Below are 17,667 nucleotides of genomic sequence, written 5' to 3'. Positions count from 1 at the left end.
TTATTCATAAATTGATTTTTATGGCAAAAAATTTATGCAAGCTTTAAGAGAATACCGTATTATCGGTTAATCTACCGTCAGTGTTTCCAGCCAGAGGTTTGCATGCACGCGCAGTTTATTCAGGCCGTTAAACAGCTTATTCCGGCTGAACGTTATTTTGACGACCCTGTTGCTACGCTGGCGTATGGCACTGACGCCAGCTTTTATCGCTTGCTGCCCAAGTTGGTCTTGCGCGTTGAAAGCGAAACTGAAGTGGTGGCGTTGTTAAAACTGGCGAATGAATTTAAGGTTGCGCTAACCTTCCGTGCGGCCGGCACCAGTTTATCCGGCCAGGCAGTAACCGATTCGGTGCTGCTGGTGCTGGGCGAAAACTGGCAGCAGCGTGAAGTGCGCGGTTTAGGTGAGCAAATACGCCTGCAACCGGGCGTAATTGGTGCGGCGGCCAACAGTGTACTGACAAAATTTCAGCGCAAAATCGGCCCCGATCCGGCATCGATTAACAGCTGCAAAATCGGCGGTATCGTGGCCAATAACGCCAGCGGCATGTGCTGCGGCACGGCGCATAACAGCTTTAATACGCTCTCAGCAATGCGGCTGGTGTTATTCGACGGCACTGTGCTGGATACTGAAGATGCGCAAAGTGTAGCGGCGTTTCGCCACAGCCACAGTGAATTACTGGCTGAACTTGCTGAACTGGGGGCACAAACTCGGGCCAACAACGAGCTTAGCAACAAAATCCGCCACAAATACCGTTTAAAAAACACCACCGGTTTTTCACTGAATGCCTTAACTGAATTTACCGATCCAATTGATATCCTTACTCATTTAATGGTCGGCTCTGAAGGCTGTCTGGGGTTTATCAGTGCCGTGACCTACAACACCGTGCCGGATTATCCGCACCGTGCCAGTAGCTTGTTGGTGTTTCCGTCGGTGGAAAGCTGCTGTCGTGCGGTAACAGTATTAAAGCAGCAGCCGGTATCGGCGGTAGAGCTGCTCGACCGGCGCAGCCTGCGCTCGGTAGCGCATAAACCGGGTATGCCGGCTTGGGTAAAAAACTTGTCTGATAATGCTTGTGCCTTATTAATTGAAACCACGGCTGCCAGCGGTAGTTTGTTGCAACAGCAGCTGGTGCAGATCCCGGCCAGTCTGACCGCGTTTGAGCTGGAGCAGCAAGTGGAATTCAGTACCGACCCGGCGGTATATAACCAGCTGTGGGCTATTCGCAAAGGCACTTTTCCGGCAGTAGGTGCGGTACGTAAAACCGGCACTACGGTGATTATTGAAGATGTTACCTTTCCGGTTGCGCAATTGGCACAAGGGGTATCACGGCTGCAGCAGCTGTTTGATAAGTATTATTACACTGAGGCGATTATTTTTGGCCATGCGCTGGAAGGTAATCTGCATTTTGTCTTTACCCAGGGCTTCGATGATGCTACCCAGGTAGCCCGTTACGATGCCTTTATGCAGGAAGTGGCGCAATTGGTGGCGGTAGAATTTGGCGGCTCATTAAAAGCTGAACATGGCACCGGCCGCAATATGGCACCCTTTGTTGAGCTGGAGTGGGGCAACCAAGCCTATCAGCTGATGTGGCAAATTAAAAAGCTGCTCGACCCTAACCACATTCTTAACCCTGAGGTAGTGCTAAGCCACAATCCGCAGTTGCATCTGCAAAACTTAAAGCCGTTGCCGGCGACGAACCCTTTGGTTGATAAATGCATTGAATGCGGCTTTTGTGAGCCGGTGTGCCCGTCGCGCAAATTAACGCTAACACCACGCCAGCGCATTGTTACCCAGCGTGAGATATCGCGCTTACGCCGCAGCGGCGATGAACCTGAGCGGCTGGCGGCATTGCAGCAATCGTATCAGTATCAGGGTAATGATAGCTGTGCTGCCTGCGGTATGTGCAGTACCGCCTGTCCGGTGGGTATTAATACCGGCGACCTGACCCGGCAACTGCGGGCAGAGCATAACCGGCCCTGGCAGGGGCTGGCGGCTGTTATTGCCAGGCATTTTACGGCGGTATCAGCTATGGCCCGTGCTGGCCTGGCTATAGGCAGCATATTTGCTAAATTGCTGCCGCTGCGAGCTTTGTGGCATAGCGCTATGCCAACTGCAAACTATAACAATGTGCTGCCAATAGCCCATGCAGATACCCGGCTGAAACCTGTTATCTATTTAGCCAGTTGCTCAGGCCGGGTAATGGCGCCACAGGCTGGCAGTAAAGATAAACGCAGTTTGCAGCAGGTAAGCGCCAGCTTACTGCAAAAAGCAGGTTATCAGTTAATAATGCCTGACGGCCTGGCTAACCAGTGCTGCGGTATGCCGTTTCAATCCAAGGGCCAGTTTGCTGCGGCAGAGCTGAAACAACGCGAGCTGGAGCAGTGGCTGCTTAAGGTTAGCAATAACGGCGACATTGCGGTGTTTTCTGATACCAGCCCCTGCAGTTTAACCTTGCGCAGCAAATTAGACCCGCGGCTGAGGATCTATGACAGTGTCGACTTTTTACATGACAAGGTGTTGCCGAAGTTGAATATCACGCCGCTTAGCGAGCCGGTAGCACTGCATATTACCTGCAGCGCCAGCCAACTGGGTCAGGCCGGTAAACTTCAGCGGCTGCTCTCTGCCTGCAGTAATAACGTCGTGATACCGGAAGGCATCAGCTGCTGCGGCTTTGCCGGGGATAAAGGTTTTGTATTACCACAGTTGAATGCCTCGGCGCTGTCTGGTCTACAGCAGCAGGTAAGTGGCTGCTCGCAGGGGGTGTCAACCAGCCGGACTTGTGAAATTGGTTTATCGCGCCACAGCGGTATTGAGTATCAGCACCTGGTGTATTTGCTGGATAAGTGCTCATAAGCTTTTGCAGCGTCACTGCAACGAAACTGGCTAGCGAGATTGGCGACAACTAAGAAAAGCGTCTGTGGCAGGGATGCCACAGAGGAGCCTACAGGGAGGTATTTACGGCGTCTTTTCGTGTTGTTGGCAATTGAAGCCAACACACATGTTCTGAACTGACGCCGCTAAGTATTACAGCTTATTTAAAATCTCAGCCGGTAATGCCAGCTCGTCATTAAGGTTAACACCGACACCACGGTCAAGAATATTCTTGGCAATCTGCTTAGCTTCTTCCAGCGAGTGCATTTGCGCGGTGCCGCACTGGTAAATATTCAGCTCAGGAATATCGCTCTGGCTGGCAACATGCAGCACATCGTCCATCGCCGCTTGCCAGGCTTTGGCGACACGTTGCTCGTCCGGGGTGCCAATTAAGCTCATATAAAAGCCGGTGCGACAACCCATGGGCGAAATGTCGATAATTTCTACATCGTTGCCATTTAAATGGTCGCGCATAAAACCGGCAAATAAATGCTCCAGCGTATGAATACCTTTTTCCGACAGGATTTCTTCATTCGGCACGCAAAAACGCAAATCAAATACCGTGATGGCATCGCCTTTAGGCGTGTTCATTTTCTTCGCCACGCGCACGGCGGGGGCTTTCATAATGGTATGGTCTACGGTGAAACTGTCGAGTAATGGCATAACAACACCCTCAAAATGAATGCTACAGATGGCGGCTATTATAGGCAGGTAAAGCTGTATAAGTTAACCGTTATCGGCAGATAACAGCGTTAAACCGGCGCTAAAACCGGATTAAATGCCCGGATGGCAAAATTTTTGCTCTAATAACCTTGAATGGATCAGGGCTAATCCCCATTAATCGCTCAACGCAATTTGTGATTGTTCAGAATATTAAGTGGAGTGTAGTTATGGGCAGAATTATCGGTATTGACTTGGGTACAACCAACTCTTGTGTAGCAGTATTAGACGGCGATAAACCTCGCGTATTAGAAAACGCTGAAGGTACCCGTACTACGCCTTCTATTATTGCTTACGCTGAAGACGGCGAAGTATTAGTGGGCCAGCCGGCAAAACGTCAGGCAGTTACTAACCCGAAAAACACCTTATTCGCTATTAAGCGTTTAATCGGCCGTCGCTTTGAAGACGAAGAAGTACAACGCGACATCAAAATTATGCCTTACGCTATCGTAAAAGCAGATAATGGCGATGCCTGGGTTGAAGTTAAAGGCAAAAAATTAGCCGCACCGCAAATTTCAGCCGAAGTGCTGAAAAAAATGAAGAAAACCGCTGAGGATTTCTTAGGTGAAGCGGTAACGGCTGCGGTAATTACGGTACCAGCTTACTTTAACGATGCACAGCGTCAGGCAACCAAAGATGCCGGCCGTATCGCAGGCTTAGACGTAAAACGCATTATCAATGAGCCAACTGCAGCAGCGCTGGCCTATGGTATGGATAAAAAGAAAGGCGACACCAAGGTTGCGGTATATGACTTAGGTGGTGGTACTTTTGATATCTCTATCATTGAGATTGACGATGTTGACGGCGAGCAAACTTTTGAAGTATTGGCCACTAACGGTGATACCCACTTAGGTGGTGAAGACTTCGATAACCGTTTAATCAACTACTTAGTTGAAGAATTCAAAAAAGAGCAGGGCATTGACCTGCGTAACGACCCATTGGCGATGCAGCGCTTAAAAGAGTCTGCTGAAAAAGCCAAGATTGAGCTGTCGTCAGCATCACAAACTGAAGTGAACCTGCCGTACATTACTGCTGATGCCTCAGGCCCGAAACACCTGAACATCAAGGTAACCCGTGCCAAGCTGGAATCACTGGTAGAAGACTTAATTCAGCGCACTATTGAGCCGCTGAAACAAGCGCTGAAAGATGCTGATTTAAGCGTCGGTGAAATTAACGACATTATCCTGGTGGGCGGTCAAACGCGGATGCCAAAAGTTCAGGAAGCGGTAACAGCTTTCTTTGGCAAAGAGCCACGTAAAGACGTAAACCCGGATGAAGCAGTAGCAGTGGGTGCCGCTATTCAGGGCGCGGTACTGTCAGGTGATGTTAAAGACGTATTGTTGCTTGATGTTACGCCTCTGTCACTGGGTATTGAAACCATGGGCAGCGTGATGACGGCGCTGATTGAGAAAAACACCACGATCCCAACTAAGAAATCGCAGGTGTTCTCTACCGCTGAAGATAACCAGTCTGCGGTAACTATTCACGTGCTGCAGGGCGAGCGTAAGCGTGCGTCTGACAACAAGTCACTGGGCCAGTTTAACCTGGAAGGCATTCGCGGCGGTCGTCGTGGCGAGCCACAAATTGAAGTAGTATTCGATTTAGATGCTGATGGTATTCTGCATGTGTCGGCTAAAGATAAAGACACCGGCAAAGAGCAGAAGATCACCATCAAGGCCAACTCGGGTTTAACCGATGAAGAAATTCAGGCCATGGTACGTGATGCTGAAGCGCACGCTGAGGACGATAAAAAGTTTGAAGAGCTGGTACAAACCCGTAACCAGGCGGATGCGATGGTACATGCCACGCGCAAACAACTGGAAGAAGTGGGCGACAGCTTAGCGGCTAATGACAAAGAAGCCATTGAGACAGCCATCAAAGAGCTGGAAGCTGTGTTAAAAGGCAGTGACAAGGCAGCGATTGACGAGAAGTCACAAGCTCTGATCCAGGCGTCGCAGAAGTTGATGGAAGCAGCTCAGGCTAAAGCGCAGCAAGGTGGCGGCGATGCCGGCCAGCAAGCTGACAGCAACGACGATGTGGTTGATGCTGAGTTCGAAGAAGTCAAAGACGATAAGAAGTAATCTGGCTGAAGTATAAGGGCTGGCCTGGTGCCAGCCTTTTGGCATTAAGACATTTACTGAGCGGGAACTATGTCCAAGCGTGACTATTATGAAGTATTAGGTGTCGCTAAAGGCGCCGACGATAAAGACATCAAAAAGGCTTATAAACGCCTCGCCATGAAATTTCACCCCGACCGTACTCAGGGTGATAAGGCCATGGAAGAGAAGTTTAAAGAAGTCCAGGAAGCCTATGAGGTGTTGTCGGATGAACAAAAACGCGCCGCCTACGACCGTTATGGCCATGCCGGGGTAGATCCTAACCGTGGCGGTGCCGGTGGCGCCGGCGGTGCTGATTTTGGTGATATTTTCGGCGATGTATTCGGTGATATCTTCGGTGGCGGTGGTCGTCGTGGTCAGTCACGGGCGCAGCGCGGTTCAGATTTACGCTACAACCTGGAATTAAGCCTTGAAGAGGCAGTACGCGGTAAATCGGTCGATATTAAAGTTCCGACGATGGTGGGTTGCGATAGCTGCGATGGCTCAGGTGCGAAAAAAGGCACTTCAGCCAAAAGCTGCCCCACTTGTCATGGTGCTGGCCAGGTTACCATGCGGCAGGGCTTTTTTGCTGTGCAGCAAACCTGTCCAACCTGTAATGGCCGCGGTAAGATCATTCCCGATCCGTGCAGCAAGTGCCACGGCGAAGGCCGCGTAGAGAAAACCAAAACCCTGTCGGTGAAAATTCCGGCCGGAGTAGATACCGGCGATCGCATTCGTTTAACCGGCGAAGGTGAAGCGGGTATGCATGGCGCACCGGCAGGTGATCTGTACGTGCAGGTGCATGTTAAAGAACACCCGATTTTCGTCCGCGATGGCAATAATCTGTACTGCGATGTACCACTGAGTTTCACTACTGCTGCCTTGGGTGGCGAAATTGATGTCCCCACGCTGGATGGCCGCGTTAAGCTGAAAATTCCGGCGGAAACGCAAACTGAAAAAATGTTCCGTCTGCGTGGCAAAGGTGTGCAATCGGTACGTGGCGGCGGCGTAGGTGATCTGGTATGTAAAGTGGTGATCGAAACGCCGGTGAACTTAAGCGACAAGCAAAAAGATTTACTGCGCCAGCTGGATGACAGTATGGCAGGAGACGGCGAGGCCAAACACCGGCCGAAATCAAAAGGCTTTTTTGATGGTGTGAAGAAGTTCTTTGATGATTTAACCAGTTAAACACTAATGAAAAACCACCTGCGGGTGGTTTTTTGTTTTTCAGCAGATACAATAAAAGCTGATGATATTTTCCCTGCTACTGCAATGGATAAGGATATATTGATGTTGAAGAAGTTATTGCTTGGCGCTACTTGCACTTTGCTGATCGTTGCTTGCGCGCAATCACCTACCGGACGGCGTCAGATCATGCTGTTTAATGATACAGAGCTGAGTAAAATGGGGGCGCAAACGTTTGAAAGCATGAAAGCCGAAACGCCGATCGCTAAAGACGTTAAAACTAACAACTATGTTAAGTGCGTGGCCAACAGTTTGCTGGCGGTAACACCGGACAGTATGCGGGCACAAAGCTGGGAAATTGTGGTATTTGATTCCGACCAGGTCAATGCCTTCGCCTTACCGGGTGGTAAAATAGGTGTATACACCGGCTTGCTAAAAGTAGCTGAAAACCAGGACCAACTGGCTGCGGTAGTTGGCCATGAAATAGGCCACGTTATTGCCGGTCACAGCAACGAGCGTTTATCAACTAACCAGGCATTACAAACGGTGTTGTCTCTGGGTGATGCCGGCATGAAAGCCTATGGTGTACAGTATCAAAAAGAACTGATGACGGCTTTCGGTTTGGGCGCACAACTGGGTGTTGCCTTACCGTTTAGCCGTGCGCATGAGTCTGAGTCTGATATTATTGGTCTGGACTTAATGGCTAAAGCCGGTTTTGAACCGCGCCAGGCGGTGAACTTATGGCAAAATATGGCAGCCGCTGGTGGCGGAGGAACGCCGGAATTTATGTCAACGCACCCGTTGCCGGAAACACGGATCAAAGATTTACGCGAAAAAATGCCGGCGGCAATGAAAACTTATAATGAACGTAAGACAGCTTCTGCGTTACCAAAGTGTAATCGATAAGCGTCAGTTTGTTTTACAGTTTTGCTGGTGATGTAAGCGGTACTTTTTTATATTATTTTAAAAACATAGTGTTGTAGTGTTGGATTTGATCTTGCATGGCTTTCGTAGTAGGTTTTATTAGCTATGCAGCCTGATAACAGGAAAGCAAAATATGGAAATTAAGCAAAATAAGGATGTCTCCAGACGGCGGTTTTTACAAAAAACGGCGGTTGGAGCTGTTATTGCCAGTCTGCCGGCAAAATCGGTGTGGGGTGCATGTTCGGTATCAGGAGCTTTGTCGGGCAATTTGTCTCAAAACACCGACAGGCACGATTGCACTATTCCTAAACTTTGGAATGGTCGCTCGCCCGGCGGCTGGTTAAATTACAAGAGCAATTGCCACTCTATTTTTACCGATTTAAGTCGTAAGAAAGTTATCTACAAAAAGAAACCGCAAATTTATCAGAAATACCTTAAATGCTATGTTGATGCAGTCGAGTTGGCAATGGATATGCCATTGATTTTGCCGGCAGAATTAGAGGCAGCGTCTCACTCTGTGCGTTCCGGGTTGGCCAGCAACGGTTATGGTGATAGTAATATTTATTTTCATCTGGCTGCTGTGTATCTGAATGCTTTTTTTGGCCTGTATCCGGGATATAGCGGTCAGGCAGATGCTGAGGCGCTGGTTGAACGTCTTTATTTATTTTGGTATACGCAGAAGAGTACTTCCTCTTTCAGTACCATTTCTGATCACATGCTTGGCTACACTGATGGCAGCACACGCTGGGTAGCGAACTGTTCCATTTGAGTCAGCAATGAGACGTCTTATTTTTGCGCCGCATACCAAACTAAGCTGTTTTAGTGATGGTAGCGGCGTAGCCATCTACAGCTCATACACGGGTGATACCCTAATGCTGCATTCTGAGCTGCGTGACGCAGTAATGTTGCAGAGTTTTTCTGCTTTGCCTGATTTTAATCTTACAGATATGCAAAATTCCTTAGGTATCGATGCTGAGGAAGCAGACCGCGTGATACAGTACCTGCTAGATAACCAGCTTATTATCAGTGCAGCAGGGTGTTAATGCAGATTAACTGTGGCCAATACCGCTTTGATTTAACCACAACAGACAGCGCTGTTATGAGGTCGGTTCAACAGGTTTATGGTGATGCACTGCTGGCTGACGCCCCGGCTGATTTTGCTATCGGTTTAGATCCTGGTTTATGGCTGCGGCGTTGGATAAAGCCTCAGGTAAATTTTCGTTGCGATCAGCATTCCCCCTTTAAACCTTTACCGTCGTCTCAGGCCTATGCGGTACTGGAATGGGGCATGAACTGGTGTATTGCTGCCCACGAGTATTCACGTTTTTTGTTGCATGCTGCCGTACTGGTAAAAAACAACACAGCCATTATTTGTCCGGCATTGCCGGGTTCCGGTAAGAGCACACTCAGTGCGTATTTGGGGTTGAGCGGTTGGTCGGTATACAGTGACGAAATGGCCGTTATCGATATTGACAGCCGACAGGTGTTGCCGTTGTTTCGTCCGGTGTGTTTGAAAAACAACAGTATCGACTTGTTACGCAGCTGGCATCCCAATGCCGTGATTACTCCTGTATGCCGTGATACGCAAAAGGGCGATGTGGCGCATGTCAAAGTGCTGAGCTGGGAACACTATCAGCAGCTTATACCGGTGCCAATAAGTGCGGTGGTTTTCCCCAAATACAAACATGATACCGAGCTGGTTATTTATCAGCTGGACCAGCTGGACGCATTTGGACAATTAAGCCGCAACGCCTTTAATTATAATGTGCTGGGAGAAACGGCGTTTGATATAGTAGCTGCTTTGGTTAGTAATGCCGGCTTGTATCAGGTGGAGTACAGCGAACTGACTGAGCTGGCGCAGTTTTTTGATGAACTGGTGCAGCCATGACAGCATTTCGGGCACAACAACTGCTGATGTATCTGGCCGAACCGGAGCGCTGTGCAGAGTTGTCGCTGCCGCAATGGCAACAGCTGATTTGGCTGTTGCGTGAAGCTAAGCTGCTTGCCGCTTTAGCTGCGGCGCTTGAACGCAGAGAGTTATGCCTGCAGCTGCCAGTCTATGCCAGACGGCACTTGCGGTCAGCACTGACATATGCCGACCGTCAGAGTCAACAAATCAGATTTGAATGCAACGAATTGAAACGGCTATTTGATGGCGCCGGCATACCTGCTTTGTATTTAAAAGGTTCCGCCTATGTATTGGCCGGCACTGCCAACGGCAGAGGCCGTATTTGTAATGATTTAGATGTACTGGTTGCAAAGTCGCAACTTGCAGATGCCGAAGCGTTGTTGCAAAAAAATGGTTGGCGTACTGACAAACTCAGTGATTACGATGAGCGGTATTACCGGCAGTGGAGCCATGAAATTCCGCCGATGGTGCAGATACATCGGGGAACAGTATTGGACTTGCACCATAATCTGTATTTACCTATCAGTGGCCGTGCTGCAGATATGGCGAGGTTTTTCCGTTTAACGCAGACAACAATATCAGGTGCTCTGGTGCTTAACCCTGCAGCTATGGTGCTGCACAGTATTATTCATTTATTTACCAACGACGATATGCAAAGCGGTATGAGAGATTTGTGGGACTTATACTTGCTGATCACGCAATTCAGCACAACAGAGTTCTGGCAACAACTACATGGCTTGGCGCAGGTGTCGGGCTTCTGCAATGAGCTGCAGTATTGTTTGAGCGCACTGCATTATTATCTTGCGCCTGCTCTTGATCCATTAACGCTACAACAGAGTGTTAACGGATCAAGTAATGGTCTCTGGACACGATATATTATGCTGCCGGCATTGCTGCCATCGCATCCTCTGGTGTGCCGCTGGTGGCATCGTCGGGCAAAGCAGCTGGTGTATTTGCGCGGCCACTGGATCAAAATGCCACCATGGGTTTTGTTAAAGCACTTAACTATAAAAACATTTTTTACTGCGCGTGATCAGTTATTCGGTAAGTACCAATTTGCGCCTAAACGTCCGCCCAATCAGCATTGGTAAGCGGCTCAGGCTGGACGCCGGGTTAGTATAATGACACAGGCTACTAACAATAAAATCAGGCAGTAGTAGCTTTGTGTGACAACCTGCCATGGCGAAATGCCGAAGCTGGCGCCCAGCAACAGCGCCTGAGCACCGTACGGCACTAACCCCTGGCTGATACAGGCAAAAATATCCAGCAAGCTCGCGCTGCGTTTGGGCGTAATATGGTGTTGTTGTGCCAGGGTTTTACTTACCTCACCGGTTAGCACTATTGCTACCGTATTATTGGCAATACACAGATTACTGCTAAACGCTAATGCGGCTATCGCCAGTTGCTGCGCTTTATTGCCCGCCAGTTTCAGCCGGTTTGCCGCGTGCTGAATTTTACCGGCGATCCACTGCAAGCCACCTTGTTGTTTTATAAATTCACTGAGTGCACTGACCAACATCGCCAGCAGAAAAATTTCCTGCACATTGGCAAAACCGGTAGCGATATCTTTGCCCAGGTTAGCCATGGCGTAATCGGCAAACAGCGCGCCCTGCAGCGCCGCCAGTACTATACCCAGCAGCAGTACTACAAACACATTTAAGCCCAGCACCGCCAGTAACAGAATGGCAGCATAAGGCACTACACCACTCCAGTTTACGGCGTCAATCTGCACCGGCGCTCCGTCTGTGGCCAGCACGATATACAACAGCAGGGTTAACGCGGCAGCCGGCAGCGCAATTTTAATATTTTCGCGGAATTTGTCGGCCATTTGCGCACCCTGAGTGCGGGTAGAGGCAATGGTGGTGTCGGAAATAATCGACAGGTTGTCACCAAACATGGCGCCGCTGAGTAATACACCTGCTACTAATGCCTGCTCCAGCCCGGCCTGATTGGCCAGACCTACTGCGATAGGAGCCAGCGCGCCTATGGTGCCCATAGAGGTGCCCATAGCGGTGGACACCAGCGCAGCAATAACAAACAAACCCGGCAATAGCCAGGGCGCCGGCACTAAACTGAGGCCGGCGTTAACGGCAGCATCGACACCCCCGGTTGCTGTCGCCACGCTGGCAAAGGCGCCGGCCAGCAAATAAATAATACACATGGTAATAATATTGCTGTTGCCGGCGCCTTTGATCATCACATCGATTGATTGCTGCAACGGTGCTTTGTGCAGCCAGATGGCCAGCATCAGCGCCGGAATAATAGCGACATGGCCGGGTAATTGATAAAACGCATAAGCCACATCCTGGCTTTGCAGGTACAAGCCGGTGCCGAGAAACAGCGCAACAAAAAACAGTAACGGCAGCAGCGAGCGCTTGGCCCCTGCTGCCGGCAGCGTGGTATCGTTCATAGGTTTACCTTATAAATACGCAGGCGGTGCAATCGCCTTAATGGTTGCGCAATATATAGATGGCTAGACGTCCTGTCAATTCGGCAGGCATTTTTATCTACTGGTATAAGCTACCTGAGTTGATTATGCTGGCAACTTATTTATTACTATCTCTTTTTCCGATGGAGTGGATATGTCGCAAAACCGCTTAATCAGCAGCAAACGCTTTCTGCCATTTTTTCTCACTCAAGCCAGCGGTGCTTTTAATGACAACGTGTTTAAAAATGCGCTGATGTTAATGCTGGCCTTTACTGCAGCTAATGCGTTGCCATGGGATACCGATTTAACCATGAACCTGGCTGCAGGGTTATTTATTCTGCCGTTTCTGCTGTTTTCTGCCACCGCCGGTACCCTGGCCGATGCGGTATGCAAAACTAAACTGATCCGCGCGTTAAAGCTGCTGGAAATAGGTCTGATGCTGCTGGCCGCGATAGCATTTTATTTTCAGCAGTATTTAATGCTACTGGGGTTGCTGTTTTTAATGGGCAGCCAGTCGGCATTTTTTGGCCCGGTAAAGTACGCAATTTTACCGCAGCTACTCACCGACAAAGAGTTGTTAGCCGGCAATGCGTGGGTAGAGATGGGCACCTTTGTTGCCATTTTGCTGGGTACCATTACCGGTGGCTTATTGGTGGGCCTGGCGGATGCGCCGCTGTGGGTAGCGCTGGTGGTAGTGCTGTTTTCCGTGCTGGGTTATTTAATTAGCCGGCAGATCCCAGCCGTGGGCGAGGTGCATAATGCCGATACATTTCGTTTTGCGCCCTGGCAACAAACCAGGGCCACTATCAGCATCAGCTATCAAAATCGCACACTGTACTTATCTATTATGGCTATCAGTTGGTTCTGGTTTTTAGGGGCCAGCTATTTAACTCAGTTTCCCAATTTTACCAAGACGGTGCTCGGTGGTGACAACACTGTGGTAACGGCGCTGTTGGTAGCATTCTCTGTTGGTGTGGGTATCGGCTCGATGTTGTGCGAACGTTTATCCGGCGATAGGGTAGAGCTTGGTATAGTACCTATTGGTTCCGTTGGTTTAAGCGTATTTGGTATTAGTCTGTTTTTCAGCAGCCCGGCAGAGTTACCGGCAGAACTGCTGAACCTGCCGCAGTTTCTGGCCAGTGCTTTTGGCTGGTGGGTGCTGACAGATCTGACATTAATCGGCGTATTTGGTGGTTTGTTTATTGTGCCACTGTACGCTTTGTTGCAGCAGCGGGCCGAGCCGCAACAGCGGGCGCGGGTCATTGCCGCTAACAATATTTTCAATGCGCTGTTTATGGTAGTTAGCGCCATTGCGGGTATCGTATTTTTAACCGTGCTGGATTTAGCTATTCCGCAGTATTTTCTGGTACTGGCCATTATGAATGCTGTGGTCGCGTTATATGTATACAGCCGGGTGCCGGAGTTTGCCCTGCGCTTTGTTATTTACCTGCTTAGCCATACCATGTACCGCGTTAACAGTCGTGGCCTGGATAATATCCCGGCAGAAGGCGCCGCAGTGCTGGTAGCGAATCATGTTAGCTATGTTGATGCGTTGCTGATTGCCGGCGCAGTGCGCCGGCCGGTGCGCTTTGTTATGGAAAAAGCCATTTATGATTTGCCGGTAGCCAACTGGTTGTTTAAAGCCGCCCGTACTATTCCTATTTGCTCAAAGCAGAAAAACGAGCAGGTTTACGAAGCCGCTTTTGCGGCCATTAAGCGTGAGCTGGAGCAGGGCAATTTGGTGTGTATTTTCCCGGAAGGCCGTTTAACCAAAAGCGGTGATATCGACAGCTTCCGCCCCGGTATCGAGCGGATTTTGGCGGAGACGCCGGTACCGGTAGTGCCGATGGCGCTGCAGGGCCTGTGGGGCTCATTTTTCAGTCACCATGGCAGTGGAGCCTTTAAGTTTAAAGGTCGCTTTTGGTCAAAAGTAAAGCTGATAGCCAGTGCGCCCTTGCCTGCGGAACAAGCCGCTGCAGCTGAGTTGGAGCGCCAGGTGCGTCTGCTGCGGGGCGATCTGGCTTAAGCGCTGTGTGATTTAACGCAATAATGGCGGCCAGCCTTGAACCTGTATCAGGTTGGCCGCATAACACTTGTCTAATGTTGGCTCAGGCCACAGTTTCGGAGGCAAGATGTTTAATTTCTCATTTCAAAACCCTACCCGCATCGTATTTGGCAAAGATCAGCTGGCGCAGTTAAGCAAACTTATTCCACCGGGCAGCAAAGTACTGCTGACCTACGGCGGTGGCTCCATTAAACACAACGGTGTTTACGACCAGGTAGTGAAAGCACTGGACGGTTTTGACTGGCAGGAATTCAGTGGCATAGAGCCAAACCCCAGCTTTGAGACTTTGATGCGGGCTGCTGATTTGGTGCGGCGCGAGAAAATAGATTTTCTGTTGCCGGTAGGCGGTGGCAGTGTTATTGACGGTACTAAGTTTATCGCCGCTGCTGCAATGTTTGCAGGTGATGCCTGGGATATTCTGGCCAAAGGCGCTAAAGTTACCGCTGCAATTCCGCTGGGTTGTGTGCTCACCTTACCGGCCACCGGCACCGAGAGCAACGGCAATTCGGTTGTCACCCGTTATGAAACCCAGCAAAAACTGTCGTTCTCCAGCGCGCTGGTGTATCCGCAGTTTGCCATTTTAGACCCTACCGTCACCTTCAGCCTGCCGCCCAAGCAAGTCGCCAATGGCGTGGTGGATGCCTTCGTGCATGTGATGGAGCAGTATATGACCTATCCGGTCAATGCGCCGGTGCAGGACCGCTTTGCTGAGGGCTTATTACATACCCTGATAGAAGAAGGCCCCAAAGCGCTAAGCCAGCCGGACAACTACGATGTGCGCGCTAATGTAATGTGGGCGGCAACCATGGCACTAAACGGTCTGATTGGCCAGGGTGTACCGCAGGATTGGGCTACTCACATGATTGGCCATGAGATCACCGCGCTGTATGGCCTCGATCATGCGCAAACACTGGCAATAGTGTTGCCATCCCTGTTGCAACAACAGCGCGGACAAAAGCGCGATAAGCTACTGCAATATGGCCGCCGTATCTGGCAGTTACAGCACCAGGATGAAGAGCGTTTAATTGACGAGGCGATTAATCACACACGTGCCTTTTTCGAGCAAATGGGCGTGCCGACCCGCTTAGCCGATTACGGTATTAAAGCCGATGCAGTTGATAAGCTGGTAGACGCGCTGCAAGCTAACGGTATGCTGAAGTTGGGCGAACATGCTGATATTACCCCGGACGTGTCGCGGCAGATTTTGCAACGGGCGGTTTAGATATAAAAATAGCCATTAAGATGGCTATTTTACTTCCCCCTGCAGGCGGCTTTTGCTCTAATAGCCGCCATTATCATATTTCTACAGAGCCAGACTATGCCATCTATCGGGATCTTTGGTGCTAACGGCCGCATGGGCCGGGCGTTAATTACTGTTGCTAAAGAGCAACAACTAAACCTGACGGCTGCCACAGTGCGCACAGGGTCAGATCTTATCGGTGTCGATGCCGGTGAATTAGCGGGTGTGGGTAAGCTGGGTCTGCCACTTAGTGCCACCGGCCCTGACAGTATTAATAACGCCGATATTTGGGTCGACTTTACTATGCCTGAAGCGATGCTGGCGCATTTGCAATTGGCGGTAGCGGCGAAAAAAGCCATGGTAATAGGTGTTACCGGCTTAACCGACGCGCAATACCAGCAGGTACAGCAGGCCAGCCAGCATATTCCTGTTGTTTGGGCACCGAATATGAGCGTAGGCGTAAACTTGTTGCTGCATTTGGTGCAAACCGCCGCCAAAGTAATGGGGCAAACGGCGGATATTGAAATTATTGAAGCGCATCACCGCTTTAAAAAAGATGCGCCTTCGGGCACGGCTATGGCTATCGGTGCCAGCATCGCCAAAGCGCTGGATCGCGATTTAGCTAAGGTTGCAGTATATGGCCGCGAAGGCATTACCGGTGAGCGGGAGCAGCAAACTATCGGCTTTGCCACCGTGCGTGGCGGTGACATTATTGGCGACCATACCGCCTTATTCGCTGATTTAGGCGAAAGGCTGGAAATAAGCCACAAAGCCTCCAGCCGTAACACCTTTGCTCAAGGCGCACTGCGCGCTGCTCTGTGGTTGCAAAATAAACAGAGCGGACTTTATTCTATGCAACAAGTGTTAGGTTTAGCTGATTTAAGCTAGCTTTTTGCGCTATTAAGCTTAAAAACCGGCTAAAGTTGTCATTTGTAATAAAAATCAAAAAAAGCATAGCTTATCCAGCGCTGATCGCCTAAAATAGTCAGGTTTGCCTAAGGCAAATCGGGTATCACATTTTGGGTCAAAACGGGTTGTAAAACAGTGTCAGGTTTTCGCCCGTTTTTTGCTGTTTGGAGGTTATCTTGACTAAGTCCGCCCTGCTCGTACTGGAAGACGGCACCGTATTTCGCGGTACAGCCATTGGCGCTGAAGGAGTTTCTGTAGGTGAAGTGGTGTTTAACACTTCCATGACCGGGTATCAGGAAATATTGACTGATCCCTCATACGCAGAACAAATCGTTACTCTCACTTATCCACACATTGGCAATACCGGTACTAACCTTGAGGATGAAGAATCCGGACAAATTTGGGCCAGAGGCCTGATAATCCGTGACCTTCCGCTTCTTGCCAGTAATTTCCGTAACCAACTCTCTCTTAGTCAGTATTTAACACAACACAATATTCTCGGCATCGCCGATATTGATACCCGTAAGTTAACCCGTATTTTACGCGAGAAAGGTGCGCAAAATGGCTGCCTGATCGCCGGCGACAACCCGGATGAAGCTCAAGCACTGGCGCTGGCTAAAGGTTTCCCTGGCTTATCAGGTATGGATTTAGCCAAAGAAGTTAGCGTGAAAAAAGCTTATCAATGGACTGAAGGCAGCTGGCAGTTAGGCGAAGGCCATCGCGCAGCAGCGCCACAACGGTTTCATGTGGTAGCCTATGACTTTGGTGTAAAGCGCAATATTCTGCGCATGCTGGCGGACCGCGGCTGTAAGCTAACGGTAGTACCGGCACAAACACCGGCCAGTGAAGTACTGGCAATGAAGCCGGACGGGATCTTTTTATCCAACGGCCCTGGCGACCCGGCACCTTGTACCTACGCAATTGACGCGATTAAAACCTTCCTTGAGACCGACATTCCTGTGTTTGGTATCTGTTTAGGCCATCAGCTGCTGGCACTGGCCAGTGGTGCGCAAACGGTGAAGATGACAGTGGGCCACCATGGTGGTAACCACCCGGTGCAAAATTTGGATACCAAACGGGTACTGATTACGGCGCAAAACCATGGTTTTGCTGTGGATGAAGCCAGTTTGCCGGCGAATTTACGCGCCACCCATAAATCGTTGTTTGACGGCACCTTACAGGGCATACATCGTACCGACAAACCGGCGTTCAGCTTCCAGGGCCACCCTGAAGCCAGCCCAGGTCCGCACGAAGCCTCTGAGCTGTTCGACCATTTTATTGCGCTGATGCAACAGCATAACGCCTAGGCAGACACGAATT

The 17,667-nt window shown here is 50.0% G+C and carries 14 protein-coding genes; 12 read left to right on the top strand and 2 right to left on the bottom strand.

Going from position 1 to position 17,667, the window contains the following annotated elements; translation table 11 throughout:
• Positions 1-102: 102 nt before the first annotated feature.
• Positions 103-2,853, top strand: coding sequence for an FAD-binding and (Fe-S)-binding domain-containing protein (locus Q8O77_RS15775; protein WP_305555320.1), 2,751 nt, complete (start codon positions 103-105; stop codon positions 2,851-2,853).
• 171 nt (positions 2,854-3,024) lie between these two features.
• Here the strand turns inward: Q8O77_RS15775 and luxS are convergent, their stop codons facing one another.
• A complete protein-coding gene (gene luxS, locus Q8O77_RS15770) occupies positions 3,025-3,534 on the bottom strand; it encodes an S-ribosylhomocysteine lyase (RefSeq protein WP_305555317.1) in 510 nt (169 codons plus the stop codon).
• Positions 3,535-3,761: 227 nt separating this feature from the next.
• On the opposite strand from luxS, the gene dnaK reads away from it, so the two are divergent.
• The 7 genes from dnaK (at position 3,762) to Q8O77_RS15735 (ending at position 10,796) form a co-directional block, all read left to right on the top strand.
• Positions 3,762-5,672: a molecular chaperone DnaK gene (gene dnaK / locus Q8O77_RS15765; protein WP_305555314.1), complete on the top strand. Its 1,911-nt coding sequence runs from the start codon at positions 3,762-3,764 to the stop codon at positions 5,670-5,672.
• Positions 5,673-5,741: 69 nt separating this feature from the next.
• A complete protein-coding gene (dnaJ, locus tag Q8O77_RS15760) occupies positions 5,742-6,875 on the top strand; it encodes a molecular chaperone DnaJ (protein WP_305555311.1) in 1,134 nt (377 codons plus the stop codon).
• A gap of 102 nt (positions 6,876-6,977) precedes the next feature.
• Entirely contained in the window at positions 6,978-7,778 is an 801-nt protein-coding gene (locus tag Q8O77_RS15755) for a M48 family metallopeptidase (RefSeq protein WP_305555308.1), read from the top strand.
• Positions 7,779-7,929: 151 nt separating this feature from the next.
• A complete protein-coding gene (locus tag Q8O77_RS15750; RefSeq protein ID WP_305555305.1) occupies positions 7,930-8,565 on the top strand; it encodes a hypothetical protein in 636 nt (211 codons plus the stop codon).
• A gap of 7 nt (positions 8,566-8,572) precedes the next feature.
• Positions 8,573-8,839: a hypothetical protein gene (locus Q8O77_RS15745; RefSeq protein WP_305555302.1), complete on the top strand. Its 267-nt coding sequence runs from the start codon at positions 8,573-8,575 to the stop codon at positions 8,837-8,839.
• Entirely contained in the window at positions 8,839-9,684 is an 846-nt protein-coding gene (locus Q8O77_RS15740) for an HprK-related kinase A (RefSeq protein ID WP_305555299.1), read from the top strand. The genes Q8O77_RS15745 and Q8O77_RS15740 overlap by 1 nt, the downstream gene beginning before the upstream one ends.
• A complete protein-coding gene (locus Q8O77_RS15735; protein WP_305555296.1) occupies positions 9,681-10,796 on the top strand; it encodes a nucleotidyltransferase family protein in 1,116 nt (371 codons plus the stop codon). The genes Q8O77_RS15740 and Q8O77_RS15735 overlap by 4 nt, the downstream gene beginning before the upstream one ends.
• A gap of 5 nt (positions 10,797-10,801) precedes the next feature.
• Here Q8O77_RS15735 and Q8O77_RS15730 read toward each other — a convergent pair whose 3' ends face one another.
• On the bottom strand, positions 10,802-12,115 hold the full coding sequence (locus Q8O77_RS15730; RefSeq protein WP_305555293.1) for a Na+/H+ antiporter NhaC family protein: 1,314 nt from the start codon (positions 12,113-12,115) through the stop codon (positions 10,802-10,804).
• 172 nt (positions 12,116-12,287) lie between these two features.
• On the opposite strand from Q8O77_RS15730, the gene Q8O77_RS15725 reads away from it, so the two are divergent.
• The 4 genes from Q8O77_RS15725 to carA all read left to right on the top strand — a co-directional run bounded on the left by Q8O77_RS15725 (position 12,288) and on the right by carA (position 17,654).
• Positions 12,288-14,159, top strand: coding sequence for an MFS transporter (locus tag Q8O77_RS15725; protein WP_305555290.1), 1,872 nt, complete (start codon positions 12,288-12,290; stop codon positions 14,157-14,159).
• 106 nt (positions 14,160-14,265) lie between these two features.
• A complete protein-coding gene (locus tag Q8O77_RS15720) occupies positions 14,266-15,420 on the top strand; it encodes an iron-containing alcohol dehydrogenase (protein WP_305555287.1) in 1,155 nt (384 codons plus the stop codon).
• Between the two features lie 96 nt (positions 15,421-15,516).
• Positions 15,517-16,326, top strand: coding sequence for a 4-hydroxy-tetrahydrodipicolinate reductase (gene dapB / locus Q8O77_RS15715; protein ID WP_305555284.1), 810 nt, complete (start codon positions 15,517-15,519; stop codon positions 16,324-16,326).
• A 197-nt stretch (positions 16,327-16,523) separates the two neighbouring features.
• Positions 16,524-17,654 carry a glutamine-hydrolyzing carbamoyl-phosphate synthase small subunit gene (gene carA, locus Q8O77_RS15710; RefSeq protein ID WP_305555281.1) on the top strand — a complete coding sequence of 377 codons (1,131 nt, stop codon included), beginning with the start codon at positions 16,524-16,526 and terminating at the stop codon, positions 17,652-17,654.
• Positions 17,655-17,667: the final 13 nt, after the last annotated feature.

Source organism: Rheinheimera sp., assembly GCF_030690345.1.
Taxonomy (GTDB): domain Bacteria; phylum Pseudomonadota; class Gammaproteobacteria; order Enterobacterales; family Alteromonadaceae; genus Alishewanella.
This window is presented reverse-complemented; position numbering and strand designations above follow the sequence as displayed.

What these genes read in the sequence shown, in the direction of transcription:
- Q8O77_RS15720 (WP_305555287.1), top strand. Translation starts at nt 14,266, where the DNA reads ATGTTTAATTTCTCATTTCAAAACCCTACCCGCATCGTATTTGGCAAA.
- Q8O77_RS15725 (WP_305555290.1), top strand. Translation starts at nt 12,288, where the DNA reads ATGTCGCAAAACCGCTTAATCAGCAGCAAACGCTTTCTGCCATTTTTT.
- Q8O77_RS15750 (WP_305555305.1), top strand. Translation starts at nt 7,930, where the DNA reads ATGGAAATTAAGCAAAATAAGGATGTCTCCAGACGGCGGTTTTTACAA.
- Q8O77_RS15730 (WP_305555293.1), bottom strand. Translation starts at nt 12,115, where the DNA reads ATGAACGATACCACGCTGCCGGCAGCAGGGGCCAAGCGCTCGCTGCTG.
- Q8O77_RS15735 (WP_305555296.1), top strand. Translation starts at nt 9,681, where the DNA reads ATGACAGCATTTCGGGCACAACAACTGCTGATGTATCTGGCCGAACCG.
- Q8O77_RS15745 (WP_305555302.1), top strand. Translation starts at nt 8,573, where the DNA reads ATGAGACGTCTTATTTTTGCGCCGCATACCAAACTAAGCTGTTTTAGT.
- luxS (WP_305555317.1), bottom strand. Translation starts at nt 3,534, where the DNA reads ATGCCATTACTCGACAGTTTCACCGTAGACCATACCATTATGAAAGCC.
- Q8O77_RS15755 (WP_305555308.1), top strand. Translation starts at nt 6,978, where the DNA reads ATGTTGAAGAAGTTATTGCTTGGCGCTACTTGCACTTTGCTGATCGTT.
- dnaJ (WP_305555311.1), top strand. Translation starts at nt 5,742, where the DNA reads ATGTCCAAGCGTGACTATTATGAAGTATTAGGTGTCGCTAAAGGCGCC.
- dnaK (WP_305555314.1), top strand. Translation starts at nt 3,762, where the DNA reads ATGGGCAGAATTATCGGTATTGACTTGGGTACAACCAACTCTTGTGTA.
- Q8O77_RS15740 (WP_305555299.1), top strand. Translation starts at nt 8,839, where the DNA reads ATGCAGATTAACTGTGGCCAATACCGCTTTGATTTAACCACAACAGAC.
- Q8O77_RS15775 (WP_305555320.1), top strand. Translation starts at nt 103, where the DNA reads ATGCACGCGCAGTTTATTCAGGCCGTTAAACAGCTTATTCCGGCTGAA.
- dapB (WP_305555284.1), top strand. Translation starts at nt 15,517, where the DNA reads ATGCCATCTATCGGGATCTTTGGTGCTAACGGCCGCATGGGCCGGGCG.